The 11,855-nt window shown below is 58.7% G+C and carries 11 protein-coding genes; 3 read left to right on the forward strand and 8 right to left on the reverse strand.

Going from position 1 to position 11,855, the window contains the following annotated elements; genetic code table 11:
• Positions 1–145: 145 nt before the first annotated feature.
• From RMR21_RS12630 to RMR21_RS12640, 3 genes are all read right to left on the reverse strand, one after another.
• On the reverse strand, positions 146–1,168 hold the full coding sequence (locus tag RMR21_RS12630; protein WP_498668339.1) for an ABC transporter substrate-binding protein: 1,023 nt from the start codon (positions 1,166–1,168) through the stop codon (positions 146–148).
• On the reverse strand, positions 1,165–2,223 hold the full coding sequence (locus RMR21_RS12635) for a LacI family DNA-binding transcriptional regulator (protein ID WP_498668340.1): 1,059 nt from the start codon (positions 2,221–2,223) through the stop codon (positions 1,165–1,167). Before RMR21_RS12635 ends, RMR21_RS12630 begins: the two co-directional genes overlap by 4 nt.
• 118 nt (positions 2,224–2,341) lie before the next feature.
• On the reverse strand, positions 2,342–3,253 hold the full coding sequence (locus RMR21_RS12640) for a LysR family transcriptional regulator (protein WP_498668341.1): 912 nt from the start codon (positions 3,251–3,253) through the stop codon (positions 2,342–2,344).
• Between the two features lie 96 nt (positions 3,254–3,349).
• On the opposite strand from RMR21_RS12640, the gene RMR21_RS12645 reads away from it, so the two are divergent.
• Entirely contained in the window at positions 3,350–4,537 is a 1,188-nt protein-coding gene (locus tag RMR21_RS12645) for an acyl-CoA dehydrogenase (RefSeq protein ID WP_498668342.1), read from the forward strand.
• A 285-nt stretch (positions 4,538–4,822) separates the two neighbouring features.
• Complete coding sequence (locus RMR21_RS12650; protein WP_498668343.1) at positions 4,823–6,259, forward strand: NAD-dependent succinate-semialdehyde dehydrogenase; 1,437 nt, start codon at positions 4,823–4,825, stop codon at positions 6,257–6,259.
• A 48-nt stretch (positions 6,260–6,307) separates the two neighbouring features.
• Here RMR21_RS12650 and RMR21_RS12655 read toward each other — a convergent pair whose 3' ends face one another.
• From RMR21_RS12655 to RMR21_RS12675, 5 genes are all read right to left on the reverse strand, one after another.
• Positions 6,308–7,339: a sulfate/molybdate ABC transporter ATP-binding protein gene (locus RMR21_RS12655; RefSeq protein ID WP_498668344.1), complete on the reverse strand. Its 1,032-nt coding sequence runs from the start codon at positions 7,337–7,339 to the stop codon at positions 6,308–6,310.
• Positions 7,336–8,217 carry a sulfate ABC transporter permease subunit CysW gene (gene cysW, locus RMR21_RS12660; RefSeq protein WP_498668345.1) on the reverse strand — a complete coding sequence of 294 codons (882 nt, stop codon included), beginning with the start codon at positions 8,215–8,217 and terminating at the stop codon, positions 7,336–7,338. Before cysW ends, RMR21_RS12655 begins: the two co-directional genes overlap by 4 nt.
• 2 nt (positions 8,218–8,219) lie before the next feature.
• Entirely contained in the window at positions 8,220–9,041 is an 822-nt protein-coding gene (gene cysT, locus RMR21_RS12665; RefSeq protein WP_498668346.1) for a sulfate ABC transporter permease subunit CysT, read from the reverse strand.
• Between the two features lie 71 nt (positions 9,042–9,112).
• Entirely contained in the window at positions 9,113–10,099 is a 987-nt protein-coding gene (gene cysP, locus RMR21_RS12670) for a thiosulfate ABC transporter substrate-binding protein CysP (protein ID WP_498668347.1), read from the reverse strand.
• A 146-nt stretch (positions 10,100–10,245) separates the two neighbouring features.
• Positions 10,246–11,319: an enoyl-CoA hydratase/isomerase family protein gene (locus RMR21_RS12675; RefSeq protein ID WP_498668348.1), complete on the reverse strand. Its 1,074-nt coding sequence runs from the start codon at positions 11,317–11,319 to the stop codon at positions 10,246–10,248.
• A gap of 286 nt (positions 11,320–11,605) precedes the next feature.
• Between RMR21_RS12675 and RMR21_RS12680 the strand changes: the two genes are divergently transcribed.
• The gene (locus tag RMR21_RS12680) at positions 11,606–11,842 is read left to right on the forward strand and encodes a DUF2934 domain-containing protein (RefSeq protein ID WP_498668349.1); all 237 of its coding nucleotides are present in this window, start codon (positions 11,606–11,608) and stop codon (positions 11,840–11,842) included.
• The last annotated feature ends 13 nt before the right edge of the window (positions 11,843–11,855 follow it).

The following is an 11,855-nucleotide window of genomic DNA, read 5'->3' on the forward strand; positions in this document are numbered from 1 at the left end:
CCGGGCATCTCCCCCACAGGTGGGCAGATTGGTTAGGCGAGACGTTACAGTCCAACTACGACGCTCACTGGAAGAGGAAGGCTTGCCGCGGACAGAGGGGGGGTGACGTGCGTCAGCATGTAGCCCCCACACCCAACAACCTTCCTTACTGCCCAACCTTCGCGTTCCACTCCGACAGCCACTTGTCGCGGTTATCCAGCGTCGTTGCGGACGGAATGAGCTGCAGGCTCTTCGCCGTTTCCTCGCCATAGGTGATGTTGTTGGCGACCTCGTCAGAGACCTTGACCTCCTTGTTGGTCGGGCTATCGACCAGCTTTTCGGCCAGCGCCTTCTGTACATCCGTCGAGAGCCAGAAATCCATGAACTGGAGCGCCAGGTCTTCGTTCTTGCCGTTCTTGGGAACGATCAAAACGTTCATGCCGCCCGTCTGGCCTTCCTTTGGCGTGGCCCATGCCAGCGGCAGGTCCAGCTTGGTGAACGGTGCCCAGGAGAAACGGCCGATGGGTGCCGCCCAGATTTCTTCCTGCTGCATCAGCTGCACGAGCTGAGACGACTTGACGTAGAAGGTGACGATCTCGTCCTTCTTCTCGCCGACAGCCGCAATGGCTCCAGACAGATCCGGTGTATCCTTGCCGATGGCCTTGCCCAGCATATAAAGCGCAGGCGGGCCTTGATTGGTGGTGACATTCGGGAAGGCGACGTGGTCGACCACGCCGTCCTTCAAAAGATCGGCCCATGAGTCGATCTTCATCTTGTCGGTGCGGTAGACGATGGAGGTGGCGTAGAAATTGACGCCCACGCTCATGCCATCGCCATTCGGGTCCTTGGCGATATCATAGAGCTTCTCGACATTCGGCACCTTGGACGTGTCGATCTTCTGGATCAAATCCTTGCGGGTGGCGGACAGTGCATCGGCCATGGAAACGATGGCGAGGTCAATGACCGGATTGGTCTTGTTGGCTTCCATCTTGGCCAGACGCTCGACGCTATTGCCGGTTTCGACCACCAGCTTGCAGCCGCACTTGGCTTCGAACGGCGTATAGACCAGTTCCTTGAATTCGTCCTGCGCGAAGGCATAGACCGAAATCGTCAAAGTCTTGTCCTGCGCCTGCGCGGCACCCATGGACAGCATCAGGGCGGTGCCGGATGCCAGAATGATCTTTTTCATGATGCGAGTTCTCCTGCTGTCGAGGTTGTGTTGGCGGCCTGCTTCTTGTTGTTTGGACCGCAAGAGCGTCTGACGATGAGCTCCATTGCGACTTTCGAGATATCTGCGACGACGCCTCCCGAGAGCGGGCGGTTTTCCGCATCGATGCTGCGCACCAGCGCCGTAATCGCCAAATCGGCAATTTTCGCCATATCCATGCGGATGGTGGTCAAAGCTGGTGTAACGACGGGTGCCCATATGAGGTCGTCAAAGCCCGTGACGCTGGCCTGTTCCGGCACATTGATACCATCACGCTGCAATTCGGTGAGAACGCGCAACGCATGAAGATCCGACACCGCCGCGAAGGCGGTAAAGCCGTGCATCACCTTTTGGGCGACGCCTAGCGGGCACCCTGCACCGTTCCGCGTTTCCAGAGACGCGATCCACAGGGTTTCCGTCTGCGCACTGCTGCCGAGGCCGGACTTGATACCGCCGATGCGGTCGTTCTGAACGTTGGAATCTGGATTGTTGCCGATGATGACCACGTTGCGGTGGCCGAGTTCCGCCAGATGACGACCGATCTGAAAACCACCATCCCAATGATCAGCGGAGACAGTATTCCCGGGTGTGGAGGGCGAATCGATGACAGCAACGGGGCAATCGACGTTGCCGATGCGGGTGCCGCGTCGTGGCACGACGACCATGCCTTCGACGCCGCGCTCGATAAGACGATTGATCGCCTCCGTCTGCTTGGCGACATCCCCGTGGGAGTCGGCAATCAGCACGCCGTAACCGGCGTCGTCGGCAGCCTTCTCGATAGCCTGAGCGATTTGCGGAAAAAGCGGGTTGGCGATATCGGGCAGGACGAGACCGACGACACCGCTTCTTCCGGTGCGAAGCGCGCGACCAGCGATGCTGGGCACATAACCCAACTCGTCGGCCTTGAGGCGGATTTTCTCGGAAAGCTCTGTGGAGACACGCCCCTTGCCGGAGAGCGCATTGGACACGGTCGCCGTCGACACACCCAGTGCCGACGCGATTGCCGTCAGATTTGCGCCTGCACGACCCGAGGTCATGATTATCCCCATGATTAAACGTTTAATCAACGTAAGTCGAAAATACCTATTTGTCGAGTCGCAAACGCGTGCTTTTTGAGAGGGAAGCCCTAAGTAGCATGAAGACAGAAGGGATTACTTAGGAGACCAAGGCACGAAACGCTTCGACTTCCGCTAGCAGCCACTGCTTGAACAACACGACGGGCGCGTGATTGATGCGTGAAAGCGGCGCAACGGCGTAATAGGAGCTGGGGCTTTTGACCTGATGATCGAAGGCGGTCACGAGTTGCCCGCCCTTGAGTTCGATATCGATCAGAAACAGCGGCATCAATGCGACGCCCAACCCGGCGATACAGCCCTGTGCCACGCTGGAGAACTGCTCAAACCGCATGGCGGGCGCATTTTGCGCGCCGAGCCCAAGGCTCTGGAACCAGTGATCCCATGCGCCGGGGCGCGATGCCATATGCAGCAGTGGCAGGGTGGAGATATCCTGCGCCTTGGCAATCGGATGTGCGGATAGAAAGGACGGGCTGCACACGGGCGCCACCATCTCGTCCATCAAAAACGTGCTTTCCGCCGCTGGCCAATCCGGCTGACCGATATGGATTGCCATATCCAGACCTTCCTTCTCGAAATCGAACTGGCCGATGCGGGTGGCGAAATTGAGCGTGATTTCCGGGTGTGCCGCCACGAATTTGGGAATACGCGGCAAAAGCCACCGCGTGCCGAAGGTGGGCAGCATGGCAAGGTTCAGCGTGTTGCCATGCGTTTTGGTCATAATCTGCAGGGATGCGGAGCGGATATCACCCAGTGCCGTGCCGATCGCTTTGGCATAGGTCTGGCCTTCAGCCGTCAACGAAACGCCGCGCGCGCCACGCTCGAACAACCGCACACCGAGCTGGTCTTCCAACGACAGAACCTGCCTGCTGATGGCCCCTTGCGTCAGCGACAACTCATCTGCGGCCAGCGAAAAACTGCCCAGTCGCGCCACGGAATCGAAGGCGGCGAGAGCGCTGGTGGAAGGCAGAAGTTTACGGCTGAGCGAGGTCATGGCGCATTCCTATCGGTAATAGCAAAATGAGTAAACATGGCTTGCCGCGATGGTGCCAAAGGCCAATAATCGCATCAGCAATTTTGGAGATTTACCGTGAGCGAACGCACAGCATTCAATTGGCAGGACCCGTTTCTTCTCGAGGACCAACTGACCGAAGACGAGCGGATGATCCGTGATACGGCAGCGGCCTTTGCCCAATCGGAGCTTCTGCCCCGCATCAACGAAGCCTACCTCTCTGAAAGTTCAGAGCCTGAGCTGTTCCGCCTGATGGGTCAGACAGGACTTCTCGGCGTCACGCTCCCAGAGAAATATGGCGCCGCCGAAGCCAGCTATGTCGCTTACGGCCTTGTTGCCCGCGAGGTCGAGCGCATCGACAGCGGCTATCGCTCCATGATGAGCGTGCAGTCTTCGCTCGTCATCTACCCGATCTTCGCCTATGGCTCGGAAGAGCAAAAGGACAAATATTTGCCCGGCCTCGTGTCCGGCGAATTGATCGGCTGCTTTGGCCTGACAGAGCCGGATGCGGGTTCCGACCCCAACGGCATGAAGACCCGTGCCGAGAAGATTGCAGGCGGATATCGCCTGCGCGGCTCCAAGATGTGGATTTCCAATTCGCCGATTGCCGACGTCTTCGTCGTCTGGGCAAAGTCCGAAGCGCATGACAACCAGATCCGTGGCTTCGTGCTGGAAAAGGGCATGAAGGGACTGTCTGCACCAAAGATCGGCGGCAAGCTGTCTCTGCGTGCATCGATCACCGGCGAAATCGTCATGGATGGCGTCGAAGTCGGTGAAGACGCGCTGCTTCCGAATGTTTCCGGCCTCAAAGGTCCGTTCGGCTGCCTCAACCGTGCGCGTTACGGCATTTCCTGGGGTGTGCTGGGTGCCGCCGAAGATTGCTGGTTCCGCGCCCACCAGTACGGCATGGACCGCAAGCAGTTCGGCAAGCCGCTGGCCGGCATGCAGCTTTACCAGAAGAAGCTGGCCGACATGCAGACCGAAATCACGCTCGGCCTTCAGGCCTCGCTCCGCGTCGGCCGTCTGTTCGACGACCATAAGATGGCCCCGGAAATGATCTCCATCGTCAAGCGCAACAATTGCGGCAAGGCGCTGGATATAGCCCGCCAGGCTCGTGATATGCACGGCGGCAATGGCATTCAGATCGAATACCACGTCATGCGCCACGCCCAGAACCTTGAAACGGTCAACACCTATGAGGGGACGCATGATGTGCATGCCCTGATATTGGGCCGCGCCCAGACCGGCATACAGGCGTTTTTCTGAGACGGACCAACCAGAGCATCCGGCGGCAACATGCCGCCGGTTTTGTTGCGATGCGAAATAAATAATACTTTTTAACGCCCTGACCGGTTGAAACCGCCGCCGGGCGAATTAATATAGAGATGTCATTCATCGTCTCTGGCAAATCCATCTGCCATATCCGGTATCGCTGCCCTCGATTGTCCCGCCACGGAAGACATGTCATGCAGCGCCGGTAAATTCCGAGACCGCAGTTCAACGCCAAGCATCGGCACGTTGCCGGTGGGTCAAGTTACGAAGGTATTTCACATGCACAGCTATCCCGACATCAAGCTTCTCATCAACGGCGAATGGCGCGATGCGCTTTCCGGCAAGACCATTGCCGTTTCCGACCCTGCGACAGATGAAATCCTCGGCAACATCGCTCACGCCGAAAAGGCCGATCTCGATCTGGCGCTCGACGCTGCCGACAAGGGCTTCAAGGTCTGGCGCGAAACCTCTGCCTACGAACGCTCCAAGATCATGCGCAAGGCCGCCGACCTGCTGCGCGAGCGCAAGGACACGATTGCCTGGCTGATGACCCGCGAACAGGGCAAGCCGCTGGCTCAGTCCGCCATGGAAGTCATGGGTGCTGCCGATACCATCGACTGGTTTGCCGAAGAAGCCCGCCGCACCTACGGTCAGGTCATCCCTGCCCGCGCAACCGGCGTTTCGCAGCTCGCCATCAAGGTTCCGGTCGGTCCCGTTGCAGCCTTCACGCCGTGGAACTTCCCGATCAACCAGATCGTGCGCAAGCTGTCCGCAGCGCTGGCCGCCGGTTGTTCGATCATCGTCAAGGCTCCTGAGGAAACACCGGCATCGCCTGCCGAACTCATCCGCGCCTTCGTGGATGCGGGCGTTCCCGCTGGCGTCGTCAACCTGGTCTATGGCGTACCATCGGAAATCTCCGAGTACCTCATTCCGCATCCGGTCATCCGCAAGATTTCCTTCACGGGCTCCACGCCCATCGGCAAGCATCTCGCAGCACTCGCTGGCAAGCACATGAAGCGCGCCACGATGGAACTGGGCGGCCACGCACCCGTGATGATTTTTGATGATGCCAACATCGAAAAGGCCGTCGAAATCATGGCCATGTCGAAGTTCCGCAATGCCGGTCAGGTCTGCGTCGCCCCGACACGCTTCCTCGTGCAGGAAGGCGTCGCCAGCCAGTTCCTCGATGGCTTCGTCAAAGCCGCTGAAGCCGTCAAGGTCGGCAACGGCCTGGAAGACGGCATCACCATGGGACCGCTTGCCAACGAGCGCCGCATCCCGGCGATGGAAGCGCTCATTCAGGATGCCGTCACACACGGCGCAGAACTGAAGACCGGCGGCAAGCGCATCGGCAACAAGGGCAACTTCTTCGAGCCGACAGTGCTGGCCAACGTGCCGACATCTGCCAAGATCATGAACGACGAGCCGTTCGGCCCTGTCGCCATCGTCAACACGTTCAAGTCCTTCGACGACGCGATCTCGGAAGCCAACCGTCTGCCCTTCGGCCTCGCATCCTTTGCCTTCACCGGTTCGGTCAAGACGGCCCACGAACTTGGCCGTCAGGTCGAAGCTGGAATGCTGACCATCAATCACAATGGTCTGGCCCTGCCGGAAGTGCCTTTCGGCGGCATCAAGGATTCGGGTTACGGCACGGAAGGTGGCTCAGAGGCCGTTGGCGCCTATCTGGAAACACGCTTCGTCAGCCAGATGAACTGATATTGATAGTTTGCACATTGAACCCGGCGCCCAAAGCGCCGGGTTTTTCTATGCCGAATCCGCCGGAAAAATCTTGGCGCGGCGAATGACGATGTGGCCGTGGTCACCGGCTTCGACGGCAGTTTCAGGGGGGACGTCGAATTCCAGCAGATCGCCCTCCGTGGTCGAGGCGATGACGCGGCGGTCGCCTGCGCGGTCCAGCACGCGGGTCACCTGGGCCGGAATGCCGTCATGCAGATCTTCCCACTCCAGATCGTTGGGGCGGGCATAGATATCAACAGGGCCATCGGCCTTGCCATAGGCGAAGGGTACTTCGGCTGAACCGACGAAAACCTTGCCCGCGCGGGCCGTGCCGGAGATGCGGTTGGCATCTCCCAAAAACTGCATGACGAAGGACGAGTTCGGCTGGCGGCAGACGTCTTTTGGCGTGCCTTGCTGCACGATCTCGCCCTGATTGAGGATGACCACGCGATCGGCCAGATCCAGCGCCTCTTCCTGATCATGCGTCACGAAGATGGTCGTGATACCGAGTTCCCTATGGATTTCGCGCAGCCAGCGGCGAAGATCGCGCCTCACATTGGCGTCCAACGCGCCAAAGGGCTCGTCTAGCAGCAAAACCTTGGGATCGACTGATAGCGCACGGGCGAGTGCCACACGCTGGCGCTGGCCTCCTGAGATTTGCGCCGGGAACCGCTCGCCCAGACCATCCAGCTTTACCAGCCGCAGCAGGTCGTCTACCCGCGCATCGATAGCGGCCTTGTCGCGCTTGACTCTGGAGACCTTCATGCCGAAGGCGATGTTTTCATGCAATGTCATATGCGGGAAGAGTGCGTAATGCTGGAACACGAAACCGACGCCGCGGTCGCGCACCGGAATGTTGGTGGCGTCCTCGTCCCCGAAATAAATCTGGCCGCCATCTGTATATTCGAGCCCGGCGACCATGCGCAGGATCGTCGTCTTGCCCGAACCCGACGGGCCGAGGAGCGCCAGCAGTTCCCCGCTTTCGATATCCAGCGAGACATCGCGCACCGCACGAAAATTATCGAAGGTCTTCACCACGTTTTCGAGGCGGATTTTCATGCGCTTGTCTCCGGCATAGCGGCGGTTTTCTTGGTGCCACGCCCTGCCCCGCGCTTCTCCAGCGCGACCTTGGCAATGATCGTAACGACGGCGAGAGCCGCGAGGATTGATGCCGAGGCGAAGGCGCCAGCGGCCTGATAATCGTGATAGAGAAGTTCGATATGCAGAGGCAGCGTGTTGGTCTGGCCGCGAATATTGCCTGAGACGATCGACACCGCGCCGAATTCCCCCATGACACGCGCATTGCACAGCACGACGCCGTAGAGCAGCGCCCATTTGATGTTGGGCAGGGTAACAGACCAGAAGGTGCGCCAGCCGGATGCGCCGAGCGAGGTCGCTGCCTCCTCGAGATCCCTCCCCTGCGCCTGCATCAGCGGGATCAGCTCCCTCGCCACGAAGGGTGCGGTGACAAACATGGAGGCGATGACGATGCCCGGCAGGGCAAACAGCACCTTGATGTCATAAGCGGCGAGGAACGGACCGAGCAGACCTTGGAGGCCGTAAACGAAGAGATAGGCCACGCCCGCCACGATGGGCGAGATGGAGAAGGGTATCTCGATGAGGACCAGCAGAAAGCGACGGCCCCTAAAATCGAATTTTGTCATCGCCCATGCGGCGGCGATGCCGAAGGCGGTATTGACCGGCACCGCAATCAACGCCGTGATCACCGTCAGCATGATGGCGTGGCGTGTATCCGGGTGATTGATCGTCGCGGTATAGGTCTTCCACCCCTGAGAAAAGGCTTCGACGCCGATGATGAGCAGAGGTGCGACGACGAGGAAGGCACCGATCACGAGAACGAAAGCGATCAGTGAGCGGCGCACCCACGGCGCATCGCCCACGCGTGGCGGCTTGCGAGCGGAGGAATGAGCATTCATTGCTAGCTCCTCACCGTATAGCGCAGGGCGCGGGTCTGGAGATAATTGGTGACGGCGAGCATGACGAAGGCTGTGATCAGCAACACCGAGGCAATGGCGGCTGCGGCCTGATAATCATATTCCTCCAGCCGGATGAAGACGAGCAGCGACGTGATCTCGGTCGAAAACGGCTGATTGCCAGCGATGAAGATGATCGCCCCGAACTCGCCAAGGCTACGCGCAAACGATAGTGACAGACCGGCCAGAATGGCGGGGGTCAGCAGAGGTAGAATGACCTTTCGGAAAATCTCGAAATCCGAGCCACCTAGAGACTGCGCCGCCTCTTCCAGCGCCGGGTCCAGATCTTCGAGCACCGGCTGCACCGTGCGCACGATGAAAGGAAGGCTGGTAAAGGCCATGGCGATGATGATGCCGAGCGGCGTGTAGGCCACCTTGATACCGGCATGGCTAAGGATCGATCCGAACCAGCCATTGCCAGCAAACAGTGCCGTCAGCGCGATGCCCGCGACAGCCGTGGGCAGCGCAAACGGCAGATCAACGATCGCATCGACGATACGGTAGCCTGGAAAGCGGTAGCGCGTTAAAACCCATGCCAGCGCGAGGCCGAAGACGACATTGAACAGCGTGGCCGCAAGAGCGCACAGCACGGTGACACGGTAGCTTGCGACGGCGCGCGGTGAAGAGATGATGGCCCAATATTCGGCAGGCCCCAGACTTGCCGCCTTGAAAACCAGTGCGGCCAGCGGCAGGACGACGATGATGCCGACATACAGCAGGGTCACGCCGAGCGACAATCGCAGCCCCGGCAAAACATTGCGTCTCAAACCCGTCCCCTATCATGCCAAAGCGACCCGGCAGGAGGCCCGCCGGGTCGAACGAAACCCAAGATCAGCGATCAACGGCTGCCGTAAAGCGTATCAAGCACGGCACCGGATGCGAAGTGGTCTTTCTGGATCTTGTCCCAGCCGCCGAAGACGTCGTTGACATTGACGAGCCGTATCTGTGGAAACTGGTCCTTGAATTCGCCCGCGACCTTTTCGTTGTGCACGCGGTGACCGAACTGCGCAGCGATCCGCTGGCCTTCCTCTGTGTAGAGGAAATCGAGATAGGTCTTTGCCAGTTCACGCGAACCACGCTTATCGACCACCTTATCCACGACGGCCACCGGGAATTCCGCGAGAAGGCTGACGGACGGAACGACGCTTTCGACTTTGTCCTTGCCATATTGCTTGGCAATGCCGCGCGTTTCGGCCTCGAAGGTGATCAGCACGTCGCCGACTTCACGCTCGACAAAGGTCGTGGTGGCAGCGCGGCCTCCGGTATCGAACACAGGCGTATTGGCAAAGATTTTCTTGATGAAGTCCTCAACCTTGGCCTCGTCGCCGTTGAACTTTTCCTTCGCGAAAGCGGTCGCCGCCAAGTAAGTGTAACGGGCGTTGCCAGATGTCTTCGGGTTGGGGAAAACGAGCTTCACATCGTCCCGGACAAGATCGTCCCAATCCTTGATGTTCTTGGGGTTTCCAGCACGAACGAGGAAGGACGGAAACGAGTAGAAGGGCGACGCATCATTGGCGAAGTTCTTCTTCCAATCGGCGGAAACGAAACCCTGCTTCACCAGAAAATCGATATCGGTCACCTGGTTGAAGGTCACGACGTCGGCTTCCAGACCCTCTACGATGGCACGCGCCTGCTTGGATGTTCCCGCATGCGACTGATCGATAGTCACACCCAGATGCGTTTTGGTGAAGGCCTCGTTTTCGGCGGCAAAAACCTCACGCGCCACGTCATAGGATGCATTGAGAAGCGTTTTCGGCTCCTGCGCAGAGGCAGAGGTCGACAGGAGCGCTGCAACAGCAGCACCGATAAGCATGATCCGTTTCATGGAATTCCCCACAGCACCAATTGTACCGGCAAGATAAGGAAGCGGCCTCCCAGCTGCGAGGAATGGCCCTGCGCACCGCAAGTGGATTTTAGAATATTTTGCTGCAACGACAGTCCAAGTCGAACATATGTTTCACGCTACAAAAATCACAGGCGATGATCGCGGAACAGGGGCGGTTCTGTGGCAACAAAATATCGATCAAGCTGCGCATCGCTGACCTGCGCCAAGGTGTCGGGACGCCATAAGGGCTTGCGATCCTTGTCGATGAGCGCCGCGCGCACGCCCTCGTAAAAATCGTGGTTGTGCAACACCGCGCAACCCGCAACGAACTCACGTTCCAGACACTCGACCAGACCGGAACTCTCCCGCCCCAGCCGCAAAAGGCGTAAAGTGAGCTTGAGGCTGGTCGGCGACCGCGATTGCAGCGCGGCAAGCGTCTCTCGTGCGAAATCACTCTCGGTCGATGCCACAGCATCAATGATCTCTTCAACCGTGTCGAAGCCGAACGCAGTATCGATCTCGTTCCGGTGAAAAGACAGAAAACCTTTATCTTCCGGCCTGCTGGAAAAATGTTCGATGACAGCACCGATATCGGCGGCAAATGATACGTCGGCCAGTGCATCCACCAGTTCGGGCAGACGGTCGGATGCGACATGATAATCGGCAAAACCCGCATAGCTCGCGTCGGCTGCGCCGATCTCGCGCCCGGTCAGTCCGAGCCAGCATCCCACTTCGCCTGGCGCCTTGGGCAAAAGCCATGTCGCGCCGACATCCGGGAAATAGCCGATGGCGGTTTCCGGCATGGCAAGGCGGGTGCGTTCGGTCACGATCCGATACCGGCCATGGGCGGAAATACCGACGCCACCGCCCATGACGATGCCATCCATCAGCGCGATATAGGGCTTGGGATAATGGGAGATCGTGTCATTCAGCGGAAACTCATCCCGCCAGAATCGGGTGCGGTCCATATCGCCAGCTGATTTCATGGCATGGATCTGGCTCACGTCGCCGCCAGCACACAAACCGCGCTCCCCCTCGCCGCATAAAATGACGCATGTTATGGCGGCATCGCGTGCAAAAGCGTCCAGCCCAGCCTTCATGCCTGACACCATCGCCTGGTTGAGACTGTTGATGGCTTTGGGCCTGTTGAGGCGGATCAGCCCGGCATGACCGCGTCTTTCGACGATAACCTCATCTGTCGTTGAGCTCTGCTGCACCATGTCTCCTCCTCAAAAGCAATGCGCTGCAACAGCAATGTGGAGGGCGAAGGAACTTCACGCAACATTTATCGTTGGGTATGCAACAACGGAAGCAATCGAGCGTTGAAATTGCTCGATAAACGGGAATGCCAGAGCTCTTGCAGCGCAGCAAATTAACTTGACGCCCATGCGAATCATGGCATGTAATATTTTGGTAAAATACCGGCGCGCTCATTTTTTCAAGCGTTGCAGCCGGCGCATTCAGATAGCCATCCCATGGCTGATGACATTCTAACGGGAGATAGAAATGCCGGTTTCAGAAAATGATTGGATCAGCAAACGCGCCTATACCTTGTGGGAAAAAGACGGACGTCAGCATGGCCGTGATGCCGACCATTGGGAGCAAGCCAAGCGGGAATATGCACTGTTGCAGAACTCCAAGGCCACCAAGCCAGCACACCGCAAAAAGGCGGATGTGAAGCTGGCGCTTGCCGCCGAGGCAGCAAAACCAAAGACGAAAGCCCGCAAATCCGCATCGAAATAAGTGAACTCCCAAG

This window comes from Agrobacterium sp. rho-8.1 (genome assembly GCF_033957725.1).
Lineage (GTDB): Bacteria > Pseudomonadota > Alphaproteobacteria > Rhizobiales > Rhizobiaceae > Agrobacterium.

Excerpts from the sequence above, each read along its gene's own strand:
- RMR21_RS12630 (WP_498668339.1), bottom strand. The coding sequence starts at position 1,168 with ATGAAAAAGATCATTCTGGCATCCGGCACCGCCCTGATGCTGTCCATG.
- RMR21_RS12635 (WP_498668340.1), bottom strand. The coding sequence starts at position 2,223 with ATGACCTCGGGTCGTGCAGGCGCAAATCTGACGGCAATCGCGTCGGCA.
- RMR21_RS12640 (WP_498668341.1), bottom strand. The coding sequence starts at position 3,253 with ATGACCTCGCTCAGCCGTAAACTTCTGCCTTCCACCAGCGCTCTCGCC.
- RMR21_RS12650 (WP_498668343.1), top strand. The coding sequence starts at position 4,823 with ATGCACAGCTATCCCGACATCAAGCTTCTCATCAACGGCGAATGGCGC.
- RMR21_RS12655 (WP_498668344.1), bottom strand. The coding sequence starts at position 7,339 with ATGAAAATCCGCCTCGAAAACGTGGTGAAGACCTTCGATAATTTTCGT.
- cysW (WP_498668345.1), bottom strand. The coding sequence starts at position 8,217 with ATGAATGCTCATTCCTCCGCTCGCAAGCCGCCACGCGTGGGCGATGCG.
- cysP (WP_498668347.1), bottom strand. The coding sequence starts at position 10,099 with ATGAAACGGATCATGCTTATCGGTGCTGCTGTTGCAGCGCTCCTGTCG.
- RMR21_RS12675 (WP_498668348.1), bottom strand. The coding sequence starts at position 11,319 with ATGGTGCAGCAGAGCTCAACGACAGATGAGGTTATCGTCGAAAGACGC.
- RMR21_RS12680 (WP_498668349.1), top strand. The coding sequence starts at position 11,606 with ATGCCGGTTTCAGAAAATGATTGGATCAGCAAACGCGCCTATACCTTG.